The 15,074-nt window shown below is 71.8% G+C and carries 16 protein-coding genes; 2 read left to right on the top strand and 14 right to left on the bottom strand.

The features are described 5' to 3' along the window. Nucleotide 1: 1 nt before the first annotated feature. The 10 genes from ACSMHG_RS12460 to ACSMHG_RS12415 are packed head-to-tail and all read right to left on the bottom strand — an operon-like array spanning nt 2 to nt 7,859. Nucleotides 2-715 (bottom strand): YoaK family protein, encoded by a 714-nt coding sequence (locus ACSMHG_RS12460; RefSeq protein ID WP_435745426.1) that lies wholly within the window; start codon nt 713-715, stop codon nt 2-4. After that, nucleotides 712-1,401 carry an urease accessory protein UreD gene (locus ACSMHG_RS12455; RefSeq protein ID WP_435745424.1) on the bottom strand — a complete coding sequence of 230 codons (690 nt, stop codon included), beginning with the start codon at nt 1,399-1,401 and terminating at the stop codon, nt 712-714. Before ACSMHG_RS12455 ends, ACSMHG_RS12460 begins: the two co-directional genes overlap by 4 nt. After that, on the bottom strand, nt 1,385-2,107 hold the full coding sequence (ureG, locus tag ACSMHG_RS12450) for an urease accessory protein UreG (RefSeq protein ID WP_435745422.1): 723 nt from the start codon (nt 2,105-2,107) through the stop codon (nt 1,385-1,387). Before ureG ends, ACSMHG_RS12455 begins: the two co-directional genes overlap by 17 nt. Next, nucleotides 2,100-2,774 (bottom strand): urease accessory protein UreF, encoded by a 675-nt coding sequence (locus ACSMHG_RS12445; protein ID WP_435745420.1) that lies wholly within the window; start codon nt 2,772-2,774, stop codon nt 2,100-2,102. The genes ureG and ACSMHG_RS12445 overlap by 8 nt, the downstream gene beginning before the upstream one ends. Before the next feature lie 14 nt (nt 2,775-2,788). Then, the gene (locus ACSMHG_RS12440) at nt 2,789-4,492 is read right to left on the bottom strand and encodes an urease subunit alpha (protein ID WP_435745418.1); all 1,704 of its coding nucleotides are present in this window, start codon (nt 4,490-4,492) and stop codon (nt 2,789-2,791) included. Beyond that, a complete protein-coding gene (locus ACSMHG_RS12435) occupies nt 4,492-5,106 on the bottom strand; it encodes an urease subunit gamma (RefSeq protein WP_435745416.1) in 615 nt (204 codons plus the stop codon). The genes ACSMHG_RS12440 and ACSMHG_RS12435 overlap by 1 nt, the downstream gene beginning before the upstream one ends. 19 nt (nt 5,107-5,125) lie before the next feature. Beyond that, on the bottom strand, nt 5,126-5,764 hold the full coding sequence (locus tag ACSMHG_RS12430; protein WP_435745414.1) for a class I SAM-dependent methyltransferase: 639 nt from the start codon (nt 5,762-5,764) through the stop codon (nt 5,126-5,128). Then, nucleotides 5,761-6,072 (bottom strand): hypothetical protein, encoded by a 312-nt coding sequence (locus ACSMHG_RS12425; protein WP_435745412.1) that lies wholly within the window; start codon nt 6,070-6,072, stop codon nt 5,761-5,763. Before ACSMHG_RS12425 ends, ACSMHG_RS12430 begins: the two co-directional genes overlap by 4 nt. A gap of 52 nt (nt 6,073-6,124) precedes the next feature. Beyond that, nucleotides 6,125-6,631 carry a nuclear transport factor 2 family protein gene (locus tag ACSMHG_RS12420; RefSeq protein WP_435745409.1) on the bottom strand — a complete coding sequence of 169 codons (507 nt, stop codon included), beginning with the start codon at nt 6,629-6,631 and terminating at the stop codon, nt 6,125-6,127. After that, nucleotides 6,624-7,859: an aromatic ring-hydroxylating oxygenase subunit alpha gene (locus tag ACSMHG_RS12415; protein ID WP_435745406.1), complete on the bottom strand. Its 1,236-nt coding sequence runs from the start codon at nt 7,857-7,859 to the stop codon at nt 6,624-6,626. The genes ACSMHG_RS12420 and ACSMHG_RS12415 overlap by 8 nt, the downstream gene beginning before the upstream one ends. Before the next feature lie 226 nt (nt 7,860-8,085). Between ACSMHG_RS12415 and ACSMHG_RS12410 the strand changes: the two genes are divergently transcribed. Both ACSMHG_RS12410 and ACSMHG_RS12405 read left to right on the top strand, forming a co-directional pair. After that, nucleotides 8,086-9,456: an FAD-dependent oxidoreductase gene (locus ACSMHG_RS12410; protein WP_435745404.1), complete on the top strand. Its 1,371-nt coding sequence runs from the start codon at nt 8,086-8,088 to the stop codon at nt 9,454-9,456. Between the two features lie 784 nt (nt 9,457-10,240). Further along, a complete protein-coding gene (locus ACSMHG_RS12405; protein WP_435745401.1) occupies nt 10,241-11,251 on the top strand; it encodes a DUF4238 domain-containing protein in 1,011 nt (336 codons plus the stop codon). 130 nt (nt 11,252-11,381) lie between these two features. Here the strand turns inward: ACSMHG_RS12405 and ACSMHG_RS12400 are convergent, their stop codons facing one another. The 4 genes from ACSMHG_RS12400 to ACSMHG_RS12385 form a co-directional block, all read right to left on the bottom strand. After that, on the bottom strand, nt 11,382-11,996 hold the full coding sequence (locus ACSMHG_RS12400) for a hypothetical protein (RefSeq protein WP_435745398.1): 615 nt from the start codon (nt 11,994-11,996) through the stop codon (nt 11,382-11,384). Between the two features lie 2 nt (nt 11,997-11,998). Continuing rightward, entirely contained in the window at nt 11,999-12,715 is a 717-nt protein-coding gene (locus ACSMHG_RS12395) for a DUF8453 domain-containing protein (protein ID WP_435745396.1), read from the bottom strand. A 278-nt stretch (nt 12,716-12,993) separates the two neighbouring features. Then, entirely contained in the window at nt 12,994-14,418 is a 1,425-nt protein-coding gene (locus ACSMHG_RS12390; RefSeq protein ID WP_435745394.1) for a DHA2 family efflux MFS transporter permease subunit, read from the bottom strand. Next, nucleotides 14,415-14,873, bottom strand: coding sequence for a (2Fe-2S)-binding protein (locus ACSMHG_RS12385; protein WP_435745392.1), 459 nt, complete (start codon nt 14,871-14,873; stop codon nt 14,415-14,417). The genes ACSMHG_RS12390 and ACSMHG_RS12385 overlap by 4 nt, the downstream gene beginning before the upstream one ends. Between the last annotated feature and the right edge of the window lie 201 nt (nt 14,874-15,074).

Genomic DNA, 15,074 nt, shown 5'->3' with positions numbered 1-15,074 from the left:
GTCAGCGGAAGCGGGCTGCGGCGTACCCGGCCACGGCGAGGACGAGGAGGCCCGGGACCAGCAGGCCCAGCGCGAGGTGCACCTGGAGCAGCGCCGCGCCCAGGAGGGCACCGAGGAGCATGAGCGCGACCGCGGCGACCCGGCGAGCGCTCGCGCCCGGCTGCCGCCGCGCCGCGCCGTTGCCGAGGAACGACTCGGCCGCGAGCCCGGTGAGCGTCGAGGTGACCACCACCGTGGTGACGTCGCGGACCGCGACGAACCGGGCGGTCCCGGCCTGCAGCCCCATCACCACGCCGAGCGCCGTCGACGCCGCGACGCCCGCCTGGCCCTCGAGCCGCACCGCGGTCGCGACGGCCGCGAGCGCGAGGCAGACCAGGCCCACGCTCGCCAGCAGCAGCACCACCCGGGCGTCCCACGGTGGTCGACTGCGGCGCAGGACCCTCCCCGCGACGGCGGCGCCGAGGAGGAAGCCGCCCAGCGCCAGGCACGGTCCGAGGAGCGGCAGGCCCTCCACCCCGGTGAGGGCCATGCCGAGGATGACCACGTTGCCCGTCATGTTGCCCACGAAGACCTTGTCGAGGCCGAGGTACCCCACCGCGTCGACGGCGCCCGTCGTGAAGGTCAGGACGAGCATGAGCAGCAGGGTGGCCGAGGCGTCGTCGGGGCCGCGGGGACGCCGTGCGCCGGGCTCGGTCCTCGGCCCCAGGGCGGTCATGCCGCCCGCTCCCGGCCCAGGCGGCCCACGGGACTGCGGTGCTGCTCGGCGCCCATCCAGCGGGCCACGGAGCCGGGGCCGTCGAGCTGCAGCACGCCGGCACCGTCGGGCAGGCGGTGACCCAGGGTGGTCAGGCTGTCGAGGCAGCGGTGGCCGCCGAGCACCGCCCACCCCGCACGCGCCTGCTCGCCGAGGTCGAGGTCCTCGACGAGCAGGGGCCGGCCTGCTCGGGTCAGCCGGGTCGAGGTGACGAGGCGACCGCCGACCTCCCCGGTGCGCCCGAGGACCACCGACTCCCGCAGCGTCGCGGCGGCATCCTCGGTCAGGTCGACGTCGAGGGTGCGGTGCACGTCTGCCCCGGCGGCGACGACGAAGGGCTCCCCGTGCCAGGTGAGCCGGGCACCGTCGGCCAGCCTGACGACGACGTCCCACCGGGCGGCGCCGCCGCGCATGGCGTAGGCGACCGTGCCGGCTGTCTCCAGCACGTCCAGGGTGACCTCGCCACGAACGTCGACCTCGATGCGCACGTGGTCGCCGGCCAGCAGGAGCGCCTGGTCGGCGACCAGCGCGACCCGCACGACCCCCGGCTCGGCGCCGCGGACCCGACGGGCCTGGAACGGGCCGTGCCCGAGCCGGACCCTGGGCGGCGCCGCGCCGCCGGCCTCGACCTCAATGCGCGTGCGCATGGCTGTGGCTCGTGCCGTCGGCGTGGGTGTGCGGGGCCATCGGACCGGGGTCGACCGGGGTGTGCGCTCCGGCGCGGTGCGCGCGGAGCACGGACCGGACCCAGTCGGCGAGCTCGGCCACCGAGGCGGGGTCCGTCCTCGAGAGCGCGACGACCGGGCGGCCCCCGCGGGCCGCCCGCGCGTCGGCGACCATGCGCTCGACGTCGACGCCGACGTATGGCGCGAGGTCGGTCTTGTTGACCACCAGCAGGTCCGCGCGGGCGATGCCGGGCCCGCCCTTGCGCGCGACGTCGCCGCCGCCGGCGACGTCGAGCACGAAGACCTGGGCGTCGGCCAGCGCCGGCGAGAACGTCGCGGTCAGGTTGTCGCCACCGGACTCGACGAGCACGACGTCGAGCGGGGTGCCGGCGGCGGCGTAGTCGGACTCGAGGGTCTCGACCGCGATCAGGTTGGGCGTCACGTCGTCGCGGATCGCGGTGTGCGGGCAGGCACCGGTCTCGACCGCGCGGATGCGGTCCGCGGCGAGGATGCCCTCGGAGCGCAGGAAGCGGGCGTCCTCGTCGGTGTAGATGTCGTTGGTGACCACCCCCAGCTCCAGCTCGGCGGAGAGGGCCCGGCAGACGGTGGCGATCAGGGAGCTCTTCCCGGTGCCGACGGGACCGGCGACACCGAGGCGCAGGGCGCGGGACGGACGTGGCTCAGGCATGGAACAACCTCATCTTCTCGGTGGCGTGCTGCTCGGCGTGCTGGTCGACCAGCGGAGCACCGCAGGCCGGGATCTTGGTGGGGTCGGTGAGTCCGGCGACGGCGGCGACGACGTCCTCGATGTCGGGGTGCAGCCCGACCAGCCACGCCGCGGCGTCGGCGGGGTCGACCGGCAGCAGCTTCAGCGAGGCGGCCACGACGGTCTGGGCGTCGTCGTACGCCGTGAGCCGGGCGACCTGCTCGGGGCCCAGGCCGGTGACGGCGCCGACCACGCCGAGGACGACCGGTCGGGCGACCTCGGCGTCGCGGGGCAGGTGGTCGAGGACGGCGGGCCAGATCCGCTCGGCCAGCCGGAGGTAGCCGCGCCCCATCCGGGCGGAGGCGACCCGCAGCGCCCGGCTCGGGGTCCGCGCCGCCCAGTGCGGCACCACCGTCAGCGGGTCACCGCCGGCGAGGGCGAGGTGCCGGGCCACGACACCGGCGCCCGCCTCGACACGGACCACGGTCCGCAGCCGGTCGCGGGCGTAGGCCGCCACCTCCCCCAGGGCCCGCCCCTCGGCGCCGAGACCGGCGCGGACGGCGGGCTCCAGCCCGGCGGACTGGGTGTGGCCGCCCGTGGGCAGCCGCGCGTCGGCCAGCATGAGGGCCACCAGCTCCGGTGCGGTCATGGTCGGTCCGGCGCTCAGAACATCGAATAGAGCTGGGCCATCGGGAGCCGGTCGGCCGGAGCCGGCAGGACCGGCTCGCCGTCGACGGCGATGGCGAAGGTCTCCGCGTCGATGTCGATCCGTGGCAGGGCGTCGTTGTTGCGCATGTCGGCCTTGGTGACGTCCCGGGTCGGCTGCAGCGGCAGCAGCGACCGACGCAGCCCGAGGCGCTCGGCGAGCCCGGCGTCGAGGGCAGCCGGGGCGACCCAGGAGACCGATCGGTCGGCGCCCGTGGTGTCGGCGAAGGAGGGCCGCATCAGCACCGGCTGCGGCGTCGGGATCGAGGCGTTCGGGTCACCGAGCGCCGCCCACGCGATCGCGCCGCCCTTGATGACCACCGAGGGGCGAACGCCGAAGAGCTTCGGCTCCCACAGGGTCAGGTCGGCGAGCTTGCCGGCCTCGACCGAGCCCACGGTGGCGTCGATGCCGTGCGCGACCGCCGGGTTGATCGTGTACTTCGCGACGTAGCGCCGGGCGCGCTCGTTGTCGGCCGGCAGCGAGGTGCCCAGCGTCCCCCGGCGGGCCTTCATCACGTGCGCGACCTGCCAGGTGCGCGTCACCACCTCGCCGATCCTGCCCATCGCCTGCGCGTCGGAGGAGGTGATCGAGATGGCGCCGAGGTCGTGGAGCACGTCCTCGGCCGCGATGGTCGTGGCGCGGATCCGGGACTCGGCGAACGCCAGGTCCTCGGGGACGTCGGGCGAGAGGTGGTGGCAGACCATCAGCATGTCGAGGTGCTCGGCGACCGTGTTGACCGTGTGCGGCAGGGTGGGGTTGGTCGAGCCCGGGAGCACGTTCGGGTCGCCGGCGAGGGTGAGGATGTCCGGGGAGTGCCCGCCGCCCGCGCCCTCGATGTGGAAGGCGCTGATCGAGCGGCCGGCGATCGCGCGCCGGGTGGACTCGACGTACCCGGCCTCGTTGAGCGAGTCCGAGTGCAACGCCACCTGCAGGCCCCACTCCCCCGCTGCGGAGAGCGCGGCGTCCACGGCGGCCGGGGTGGAGCCCCAGTCCTCGTGCACCTTGTAGCCCCCGGCGCCGGCGAGCGCCTGCTCGGCCAGCCCGTCCGCCGAGACGGTGTTGCCCTTGCCGAGCAGCACCACGTTGACCGGCAGCGGGTCCAGCGCCCGGTGCAGGTGGGCGAGGTGCCAGGCACCCGGCGTGACCGTCGTGGCCTTCGAACCCTCCGACGGGCCGGTGCCGCCACCGACCACGGTCGTGATCCCGGTGGCGAGCGCCTCGTGGACCTGGGAGGGCGAGAGCAGGTGCACGTGGCAGTCGACCGCGCCCGCGGTCAGGATCTTGCCCTCCCCGGCGATCACGTCGGTCGAGGGACCGATGTGCAGGTCGGGGTGGACGCCGTCGGCGATGTCGGGGTTGCCCGCCCGGCCCAGCGCCACGATCCGGCCGTCGCGGATGCCGACGTCGGCCTTGACGATCCCCCACCAGTCCAGGACGAGGGCGTTGGTGACGACGGTGTCGAGCGCGCCGTCGGCGCGGGAGGTGAGCCCCTGGGCCATCGACTCGCGGATCGACTTGCCGCCGCCGAAGACCACCTCCTCACCGCCGACGGTCAGGTCCCGCTCGACCTCGATCCACAGGTCGGTGTCGGCGAGCCGGACCTGGTCGCCGACGGTGGCGCCGTAGAGCGCGGCGTACGCCGCTCGGGTGATCTGGACCATCACAGGGCCTTTCCGGGCTGGATGCCGGGGACCCGGCGGGCTCCGGCGAGGGCGACCGCGACCACCTCGCGCGAGGAGCCGGGCTCGAAGCGCTGGGAGGTGCCGGCCGGGACGTCGAGCCGGTAGCCGTGGGCGGCCGCACGGTCGAAGGCCAGCGCCGGGTTGGCGTCGGGCAGGTGCAGGTGCGACCCCACCTGGATCGGCCGGTCCCCGGTGTTCTCGACGACGAGGGTGATCGTGTCCCGCCCCTCGTTGAGGGCGACGGTGCCGGCACCGGTCCGCACCGCGCCCGGGCCCTCCGCAGCGTCGTCGGCGCCGATGGGGTCGTGGATGGTCACCAGCTTGCGGCCGTCGGGGAACGTCGCCTCGACCTGGACGTCGTGGAGCATCTCCGCGACGCCGTCCATGACGTCCTCGGGGCCGAGCACCTCGCGGCCCTGCTCCATCAGGTCCGAGACGAGGGCACCCTCGCGGGCCCGCTCGACGACCCACGTCGAGAGCAGGGCGATCGCCTCCGGGTGGTTGAGGCGCACGCCGCGGGCCCGGCGGTCGCGCGCCACCATGCCGGCGACCGACAGCAGCAGCTTCTCCACCTCGGACGGGGTCAGGTGCACGGCGGTCTCCGATCGAGGGTCAGCGGGTGCGGAAGGTGAAGATACGCCGGCCGGCGGGCAGGGGCGCGGTCGCGCCGGTGAAGCGGTGGGCGGCCACGACGTACGACGCGGTGCGGTGCAGCGCGACCCGGGCGAACGCGCCGTCCTCCAGGCGTGCGAGCACGGCGTCGACGTCGGCCAGCCCGTCGCCGTGGCTGCTCCACACCACGGTGCCGCCGGGTGCGCAGAGCGCGGGGAGCAGGTCGACGGTCCGGACGGCGTCGGCGAGGTCGACGTTGGCCAGGACGCCGCACATCAGCACCAGGTCGGCCGGGACGGCGCCGGCGTAGGCGTCGCTCTGCCCGGCGTCGGCCACGACGACCCGGACGTCGGTGAGCGCGGTGCTGCCCAGCGCACCGTGCAGGAACGAGGCGTTGAGCGGGTCGAGCTCGAGCATGGTGGCGCTGGTCTCGGCTCCCCGGGGGTGGCTGATCAGGATCGGCAGCAGGTCACGCGCCTGGCCCGAGCAGACGCTGACCGCCCGCAGCGGGCCGGCCGGCGCGTCGTCCAGGACGTCGACGAGGAGCTGCTGCACGACCTCCAGCCGGTCGGTGTGCTCGGAGAGGAGGTCGTCGTACGGCGCGTGCCACTGGTACCACCCCTGCTGGGTGAGCGTCACGCGTCGAGCCCCAACCGCTGCAGCTGGTCGTGGGCGGTGCCGGGGATGGTGCACGCCAGCTGCTCGGCGTTGAGCGCCGCCATGCCGTCGATCTTCTTGGTGGCGAGGTGCTCGGCCTCGAAGGCCGCCATCGACTCGAAGCGGGCCTCGAGCACCATGTGGTGCAGGCCGCCGAAGGCCGGCGCCCACACGGCGTACGGCGTGAGCCCGTGGGCGAGGAGCAGCTCGTTCTTCTTCTGCTGGGCGGCCATGAAGGTCGGCAGGGTGCCGAACTGCAGGTTGCGCAGCACCTGGTGGCGGTAGGTCATCGTGGGGTCCTCGTGTCGTCTCGGTGGCGGTCCGGCGGGGCGTGCGCGGCGCTCAGGGCGTTTTCAGGTGGGGCACCTTCACCCAGCCCTGGTCGAACGGCGTGGTGAAGAAGTTGTGGACCCGCATGTACGACAGCAGCCAGCGCCCGTCGACCCGGCGGAAGTCGTTGTCGTAGGACCCGGCGATCCACAGCGGCTGGTCGCCGCGGTAGGTGCAGGCCTGGAAGTACATGAACTGCCCGCGGGCGGTGTCGCCGTCGAGCTGGATCGCGGCGTTGGTGACGAAGTGCGCCGAGAAGGGCATCCGCTCCACGTTCCGGTCGAACTTCTTGATCAGCGCCTCGTGGCCCTGGGCGGCCCATCCCGGGTTGCCGTGCGGGCCGACGCTCTCCCACTGGCCGTCCTCGGTGAACAGGGCGGCGACCTTGACGCCCTTGTCGGTGGCAGCGTCGGTGGCGGCCATGTAGGAGGTCATCAGCCCGGTGATCGCCTCACGGGACTCCAGGGCGTCGAGCCGCTCGAGCAGAGCGGTCAGGTCGACGGTTGCGGTCTCAGACATCGTCGGTGAGGGCCTTTCGGTAGCGCTCGATGAGCCACTGGTTGAGCTGCGGGATGTTGGACTCCATCCACGACAGGGGCCCTCGCGGGGCGAACCGGCTGCGCAGTCCCTGCTGGAGCGCGGCGGTGGTGACGGCGTCCTGGTGGATGGCGAGCGCCTTGCGCTCCATGAACTTCTCGTAGGCCTCCTGGAAGCCCGGCTCCTCGACCGCCGACTTGGGGTAGAGGTTGACTCGGCGCAGGTCGAAGGAGCCGGGGCCCTTGGGGTAGATGAAGGCCAGCTGCACGAAGGTCGGCTGCAGGATGGAGAAGAGCATCGGCGGGATGGACGCGAACATCACCCGCTTGCGCTGCTCGTCGGTCAGGCCCGGGATGATCGCCGTGGTCCGCTTGCCGTCGGTGCTGGCCAGGCCGGCGTTCTCGTCGAGCAGGTACGTCGGGTGCATGACCTGCCCGTCGCCCTCCTCGAAGGGGTAGAACCGGGCGTTCTTGGCCGGTGCGGCCTCGTGGACGCCGCGGTGCACGTAGCTGGTGTGGTACGGCTCGAGGGCGTTGTCGTGGTGGATCTTCCAGTTCCACTGCTGGTCCTCGAAGACGAACGCCGGCATCGGCACCAGCTCGTCCATGCCGAAGCTGGCCAGCTCCTCGTCCATCCGGGCGACCGTCGGCGCCAGTGGCGCGGCGTCGTCGTCGAAGTTGATGAACACCATGCCGTGGAAGACCTCGTGGCGGATCTGCGGCAGCCGGATGGTCTCCCGCAGGCGCTTCACGGGCACGGTCTCGGTCATCGCGGGCGCGGCGGCCAGGCGACCGTCGAGGTCGAAGGTCCAGTTGTGGTACGGGCACTTCATCACCCGTCCGCTCAGGCACGGTGCGGCGAGGTCCCGGCCCTCGCCGGCCAGGCCGCCGAAGAGCGGCTGCCCGCGGTGCTGGCAGACCGCGGACATGACGCGCACGTCGCCGGCGAGGTCGCGGAGCATCACGATCGGCTCGTCGAGGATGGTCAGCGGCAGCTGGTCCCCCGGCTCCGGGATCTCGTTGACGTGCCCGATGCACAGCCACTCGCGGCCGAAGACGGCCTCCTTCTCGAACTCCCAGAACTCTTCGCCGGTGTACACCTCGGGGGGCAGCAGTCGGGCGGTCGCCACGGGGTCGGCACACTGGTCCACGTCGGCGAGCACGCGACGCGCGGCCTCCAGGGCTCGCGGGCTCAGCGGTCGCTTGGCCATCTCTCTCCTCCGTCGTCGCATCCGACTCCCGATCGGATGTTGTATCCAACGTAGGGATCCATTGTTTCGGCCGCATGACACCATGTGACATCTCTGCGACAGGCGCCGGTCGCCTTGCTCAGCCACCACCCACCGGGCAGAGTTGTATCCAATAGCCCGTCGGCTATCGCGCCGTCCTGCCGCAGACGCCCTCGGCACCCACCCCCTCATCTGGAGGTCCCTCACCATGCTGCGCCCGCTCCGCGTCGCCGTCGTCGGCGCCGGCCCTGCCGGCATCTACGCGGCCGACCTGCTCACCACCACCGGCCGCGACGCCGGCCGCGAGGTGAGCGTCGACGTCCTCGAGCGCGACCCGACGCCGTACGGCCTGATCCGGTACGGCGTCGCCCCGGACCACCCGCGGATCAAGGACATCGTCAAGGCCCTGCGGCGGGTGCTCTCCCGCGACGAGATCGCCTTCTTCGGCAACGTGGAGGTGGGGCGCGACGTCAAGGTCGAGGAGCTCCACGAGCTCTACGACGCGGTCGTGGTCGCCACCGGCGCGGTGCGCGACCGCGACCTCGAGGTGCCCGGCGTCGAGCTCGAGGGCTCCTTCGGCGGCGCCGACCTGGTGCGCTGGTACAACGGGCACCCCGACGCGCCTCGTGACTGGCCGTTCGACCCGGCCGCCACCTCGGTGGCCGTGCTCGGCGTCGGCAACGTGGCGCTCGACGTGGCCCGGGTGCTGGCGAAGTCCGCCGACGAGCTGCTCACCACCGAGATCCCGCCGAACGTGCACGCCGGCCTGTCGCGCAACGCGACCACCGACGTGCACGTCTTCGCCCGCCGCGGCCCGGCGCAGGTGAAGTTCAGCCCGATGGAGCTGCGGGAGCTGTCCCACTCCCCCTCGATCGACGTGGTGGTGCACCCCGAGGGCTTCGAGTTCGACGAGGCGTCGCTGGAGCTGCTCCGGAGCACCAAGAGCGTGAAGCTGGCGGTCGACGTGCTGACGACGTACGCCGCTCGGGAGCCGGGCGAGGCACCGCACCGGGTGCACCTGCACTTTTGCCAGGACCCGGTGGAGATCCTCGGGGAGGACGGTCGCGTGGTCGGCCTGCGCACAGCCGTCACCGAGCTCGACGGCACCGGCCGGGCCCGGCGCACCGGGGAGACCGTGGACTGGCCGGTCGGTGCGGTGTACCGGGCGATCGGCTACCGCTCCGACGCCCTGCCCGGCATCCCCTTCGACGAGACCCTGGCCGTCGTGCCCAACGACGGCGGCCGGGTGCTCGACCTGGACGGCGAGCCGGTGCCCGGGCTCTACGTGACCGGCTGGGTCAAGCGCGGACCGGTGGGTCTGATCGGGCACACCAAGTCCGACGCCGCGCAGACCGTCGGCATGTTGCTCGCCGACACCGCCGGCGTGGACGGCCCCGCGCGCCCGCACTCGGCCGAGGTGCTCGCCCAGCTGCGCGACCGAGGGCTCGACGTCACCACCTGGGCGGAGTGGGAGCGTCTCGATGCCGCCGAGGTGGCGCTCGGCGAGGCGGAGGGACGCGCCCGGATCAAGGTCGTGGACCGTGCGGAGATGATCGCCCTCGGGCGAAGCGAGGGGTAGGGACCTCCCCCACTGCGCCGCGGATCCGCGGCGGCGGTCCTCCCCATGGCCGGGAGCCCCGGTCAGGTGCCGCCTTCGGTGAGGGCCGTGGGCGGCAGCCAGTCGGCCCCGCGGAGCTGCGCGAGGTCGGCGAGGCCGGTGGTGTCGCTTCCCACCGTGTCGGAGGCTGCGGCAATCCGCTCCACCATCACCTTGCCAACCTGCTCCTCGACCGTGCCCTCGTCATCGGGGTTGAGCGAGTTCTCGATGAACCGGCCGAGCGTGTGCGGCCCGGAGCGTACGGCGCGAGGTGCGCGGGCAGGGTGCGCCCGACGTACAGATGGGTCTTGATCCCCAGGTGCCAGGTGGCGCCGTCGACCTGCGTCCCGTACGGGACGTCGAGGACCCCCAGCCGCTCACCCGGCCCGACCGACGGCAGCGGTCGTTGACTGTCGCGTCCCGCTACGGCGCGGTGACGCGCTGCGCCCACGAGCACCGGATCGGCGACGACTGCCCACCCCCGGACGCTAACCGGGCTCCCGCCTCACACAGCGCTGGCTCGCCCAGGTTCCGCTCGCGGTCAGACGCGCCCGTCTGCCCGTGCTCGCACGGAGCCGTGGTGGCGCGCTGCACCGTGGCGGCACCGAACCGCACCGTGGCCACCGCCCCCATGGCGGCGAAGTGACGTACCCTCAGCCGCGCAGGGCGGGCACGTCTCCCTGCCGTTGCCCCGCGCCGAGGCTGACATCTGGTTTGGCTCACTTCCCATGCCTGAAACGCCGCGTGCGGCGGGCACACTTATGTCGTGGAGTCGGAGAAGCAGCAGGTTTCGAAGCGCCATCACACTGTTCCCCAGTTCTACCTCCGGGGTTTCGCGGCCGACGACCGCATCGCGACTGTTCCTCTGCCTGGCGACCATCGCTTCATCCAATCGGTTAGGGACGCGTCGGTGGCGAAGAACTTCTACGCACTCGATGGTCACCCAGACGGCAGTGACGTAGTCGAACGGGCTCTGTCTGAGATCGAAGGGGCGGCGGCCGCGGTACTCGCCAGAATTGAGCGTGGCGCCTGGCCACTAGTAGCCGAGGACCGGATGACCCTCGGCTACTTCATCGCGCTGCAAGCGACGCGGGTACCCGTGCAGCGACGCAGCCTTGATCAGGCAGCAGCGATGATGACGCGTCTCCAGATCGGCGCAGCGGGAAAGTCCGGTTTGCGCAGAAGGTTGGCGGAGACCGGACAGCAGGTAACCGACGATCTGGTCGAGCGCCTCTGGGCCATGTCAACGGGACCGGACGGTCCGCCGGTCAAGCGGCCCGTTGCCGAGCATCTTGAGCAGATGCTCGACTTGGCCGACGAGCTCCTGAAGTTCATCGTCGGGCGCCCTTGGACGCTGGTGCGATTCGAGCGCAGGTCACTGATTACATCGGATGATCCGGTCGCGCTTGTGGCCGATCCGAGCGCGGAGCCTTGGGACGGCGTCGGGTTCATGACGGCGTGGGGCATCACTTATCCGATGACCCGGAAGTTGGGTCTCTTGATGAGCAGTATCGAGCCCCTGGTGGACGCGAACGTCGCTGTAGAACGCGTTCACGAAGGGCGAGCTGACATGGAGCAGACCGGAACCACGGCGATGGAGCGGTTTTTCAACCTCCAAACGACCCTCGGTGCGAGCCAGTGGTTGTTCTGCCATCCCGACGATGAGCGGTTCGTTCCTGAGGAACTCCCACAGCCGCGTCCGTACTCGTTCGAGATGACTGGTGCGGATCGAGAGTTCACAGGGGAGCCGTGGTTCGGTTCACCCCGGGAAGGGTGAGCTCGCGTCGGCCGTTACGCATTGGCGGGTCATCGCCGACATCCAGGCATGGGACATGCCTGGCAAGCCGGGTAGCGCTACGGAAGGCGGCGGAATGATGCGGGCAGCCCGGCACGCCCCGGTAGTGCAGTCACGGTTGACGGGCCGCGCCGTTGAGCTCTTGCGTCTCGAGTGCCACCCGGGTTGACGTCTCTATTTGGATGACGTCATCCGCGACTCGGGACGCCATGGAGAGTACCACCTCCACCAGGTCGAGCGCTTCCCACGCGAGTTGCGTGGCGTGTTCAAAAGAGTCACGCGAGTAGCTATTCCGTGCTTTTGCGCATGCATCAACGGATGCGTCCAGAGTTCCCCTCAGCTGAGTGTCCTGCGCTTCTAGGTTGGCGCTGACGCGTCGTCCCGAGTCGATCCAGGAACGTAGTATGTCTACGATCGTCTGAGATTCAGGTCTCTCCGCTCGCGCCAGATTAGCAAGTTCCCGCTCCAGGCGCGTCCCGGTTTCAGACAGAGAATGCAATTGGTTCGTTTGAAGGTTCCGCCTGATGGACGTGGCGGTTCTTTGGGCGGCGCGTTCAGCTGACTGAGCTGCGGTGAGCGCCTTTTCGCTTGCAGCAAGTGACAGGCGAACTTGCCAAATTGCAACGGCGAATCCGACGACGCCAACGGGGAAAGCCACATATAGGTTGATCCAAGCAAAAGTCTCAGCCAGGACCTTGCCCAGATCTACCGCTTGTGCAGCGATCACGATCAGCTTTCTGCCTCGTCGGGGCTCGCACTCTCCGAGTCAGAAATGACTCGCCTCGTCAGTTCCTCGTGTCGGCGCCGTGCATTGGCGGCCTCGTCGCGGCGCCGCTGATCAACCGCGTCGCCATCCCGCGTGTAAACGGCCAAACCACCTCGTGGGCTGTCTTGCCAGCGCTTGACTGTCGACTGCATCTCACGCAGCGCCTTTGCCGCGTCATGGATTCCGTATTGCTGGACCCATCTGCGATTAGTGAAAGTGTTCCAATCGAGGACATAGCGGAGTGGCTTGAAGCGGCGCCCATCGGCCCCGCTGAATGTGACTACAACTTCGTGTCGCCCAGTCAAATCGACATTGGACCGCTCTGGCGAATAGTCCCAGAAGGTACGCCACTCCTGCCCGGGCACCAGGGTGGGCAACGCGTCGAAGAGTTGAACATCCTCGACGCCACCTTGGCCGTCTGAGCGTTGCAAATTCGGTTTCGTCTCTACCCGGACATCGAAAGCTGCTGTCGCTCCGAAGTTGCGCACGACCAGATCGACGAAGTGCGGGGATACTCCGCCTGATTCCATAAAGGCAACAACGTATGGTTGCGCCTGCTCGCGACGGAGAGCACGGGATTCGGCGAGTTGCCCATATGCCAAAAGAAGCGCGGTCAGGGCTACCATTGCTGTGAGCGCTGCAGCGATCGCTGTCACTGTTTCCGCGGTGGCTGAATCCACTTGCTCTCCACATCTGTTGGGGACTCAGGAAAACGTACCGTGGTGGACCGGGCTCTACTAGGTCGAGGCGTGTGCCGCCGAGACACGCTTCGTCGCCGGTGTCCTGGCCTTCCGACATGGTGGATGCCCCGGAAGTTCGCGACGCAAGGTCGACCTGCACAGTGCGCGGCGTCCCCATAGGGACGTCTCCCGACGCCGGGCCCATCGGGGCGGAGGGCGCCCAATCTGGGCGGGAGGTCGCTCTTCGGGTAGCCCATAGTGGGCGAAGTGACGCAGACTCACCGCGACCGCGACCGCGACCGCGACCGCGACCGCGACCGTCTCCGCCACCCGGCGGCAAGCACGACCACACTGCCACCCGCGGCGAGGCCGGCCCACACCAGCCAGCCCGGGCTGCCGGCTCGCTGTGCAGTGACCAGGGTGCCGGCGAGGGCGACGCCGAGGGCGAGGCCGAGCTGGCGGGAGGTGGAGGCGATGGCGCCTGCGACGCCGGAGCGGTCGGGTGGCAGGCCGGCGATCGCGGTCGCCGTGACCGGCGGGTTGAGGAGCCCGAAGCCGACGCCGAAGACGACCAGCACCGCGACCAGCAGCGGGACCGACGGTCGGGGCGACCCATCGCCGAGGACGACGGCGAGGCCGCCCGCGGACGCGCTGAGCAGCAGGCCGGCCAGCGCCAGGCACAGCCGCGCGTGGCCGCGCCCGACCAGCGGACCCACCCAGGGCGAGGTCGCGAGGGCGGCGAGCCCCAGCGGGAGCACCATCAGCCCGGCCGCCAGCGCGTCGTAGCCCGACCCCGACTGCAGGGTCAGCGACAGGGCGAAGAGCGTGCCGCCGAAGCAGGCGAAGCCACCGATGGCCGACGCGACCGCGACGGGCAGGCCCCGGGCGCGGAAGAGCCGCGGGTCGATCAGCGGAGCCGGGTGCCGCAGCCCGTGACGGACGAAGAGCCCCAGCGAGAGCGCGGTCCCGACGACCACCAGCACGACCGGAGCCGTCCAGCCGCGGTGCGGGCCCTCGATGAGCGCGAAGACCAGCCCGGCGACGAAGGCGGTGAGCAGCGCCTGGCCCAGCGGGTCGGCCGGGCGCGGCAGCAGCGACCGGCTCTCCGGGATGAACCTCGTCGTCAGCGCCAGGGCGACCGCGGCGACCGGGACGGTCAGCAGGAAGATCCAGCGCCAGCCGCCGAGCTCGACGACGAGCCCGCCGATCGGCGGGCCGGCGGCCGTGCCAAGCCCCGAGACCGCGCTCCACACGCCGATGGCGCGGGCGCGGCGGCGTACGTCGGGATAGGCGCCGACGATGATCGACAGCGCGACCGGATTCAGCATCGCCGCCCCGACCCCCTGCACCACCCGCGCCGCGACCAGCACCGGCAACGAGGTCGCCAGCCCGCACAGCAGCGAGCTGGCCGCGAAGACGACCAGGCCGGTGACGAAGACCCGTCGCCGCCCCAGGCGGTCGGCGACGCTGCCGGCGAGCACGAGCAGCGAGGCCATCACCATCAGGTAGCCGTCGACCACCCACTGCAGGCCGTTCAGCCCGCCGCCGAGGTCCCGCTGGATGCTCGGCAGGGCGACGTGGACGATGCTGCCGTCGACGGTGACCAGGAACAGGCTCGTGCAGCAGATCGCCAGGACCAGACCCGGACGGGTGGCGGCCGCGCGGGTCGCCCGGGGCGCCGCCGTGCCGAGGGTCGCGCTCACCGCTGCACGACCTGGGCCGCCTCGAGGGTGGCGGCCACGATCGCCTGGTAGCCGGTGCACCGGCACAGGTGTCCGACCAGGGCCTCGCGGACGTCCTCGCCGGTGAGGGGTACGCCGGCCGCCGCGCCCGCGCGGACCAGGTGCGAGAGCCCGACGACCAGGCCGGGCGAGCAGAAGCCGCACTGCACCGCGCCCGCCCGCGCCAGGGCGTCGACCAGCTCGGGCAGGTGGGCCGTGCGGACCGTGGCGACGCGGGCGTCGGCCGCCTGGGAGACCGGGACCAGGCACGAGGGGACCGGGTCGGCGTCGACCAGCACCGTGCAGGCGCCGCAGTGCCCGGTCGCGCAGCCCAGCGGCGGAGCGGCGCCGGCGTCGTCGAGGACGTCCCACAGGCTCGCCGTGCCGGTCCCCGGGAGCGGGTGCCCCTCGCCGTCGATCTCGACCACCCTGGGCACACGCGGCTCCCCCGGCACCCCTGTCCCGCTGGACCCGTTCATCCCGCGACCCCCGTGATGGAGCCGGGCACCGGGTCGGCGTGCAGGGCCCGGTGCACCCGCCGGGCGAGCCCGGCCAGCACCGCCACGGCGTCGTCCGGGAGCGCGGCGGCGGCCGCCGTCCGCACCACCGCCTCCACCAGACCTGCCTCGCCGTCGGCG

This window comes from Nocardioides ureilyticus (assembly GCF_051280745.1).
Taxonomy (GTDB): domain Bacteria; phylum Actinomycetota; class Actinomycetes; order Propionibacteriales; family Nocardioidaceae; genus Nocardioides.
This window is presented reverse-complemented; position numbering and strand designations above follow the sequence as displayed.

Excerpts from the sequence above, each read along its gene's own strand:
- ACSMHG_RS12425 (WP_435745412.1), bottom strand. The coding sequence starts at position 6,072 with ATGACCTACCGCCACCAGGTGCTGCGCAACCTGCAGTTCGGCACCCTG.
- ACSMHG_RS12420 (WP_435745409.1), bottom strand. The coding sequence starts at position 6,631 with ATGTCTGAGACCGCAACCGTCGACCTGACCGCTCTGCTCGAGCGGCTC.
- ACSMHG_RS12455 (WP_435745424.1), bottom strand. The coding sequence starts at position 1,401 with ATGCGCACGCGCATTGAGGTCGAGGCCGGCGGCGCGGCGCCGCCCAGG.
- ACSMHG_RS12440 (WP_435745418.1), bottom strand. The coding sequence starts at position 4,492 with ATGGTCCAGATCACCCGAGCGGCGTACGCCGCGCTCTACGGCGCCACC.
- ACSMHG_RS12415 (WP_435745406.1), bottom strand. The coding sequence starts at position 7,859 with ATGGCCAAGCGACCGCTGAGCCCGCGAGCCCTGGAGGCCGCGCGTCGC.
- ACSMHG_RS12445 (WP_435745420.1), bottom strand. The coding sequence starts at position 2,774 with ATGACCGCACCGGAGCTGGTGGCCCTCATGCTGGCCGACGCGCGGCTG.
- ureG (WP_435745422.1), bottom strand. The coding sequence starts at position 2,107 with ATGCCTGAGCCACGTCCGTCCCGCGCCCTGCGCCTCGGTGTCGCCGGT.
- ACSMHG_RS12410 (WP_435745404.1), top strand. The coding sequence starts at position 8,086 with ATGCTGCGCCCGCTCCGCGTCGCCGTCGTCGGCGCCGGCCCTGCCGGC.
- ACSMHG_RS12460 (WP_435745426.1), bottom strand. The coding sequence starts at position 715 with ATGACCGCCCTGGGGCCGAGGACCGAGCCCGGCGCACGGCGTCCCCGC.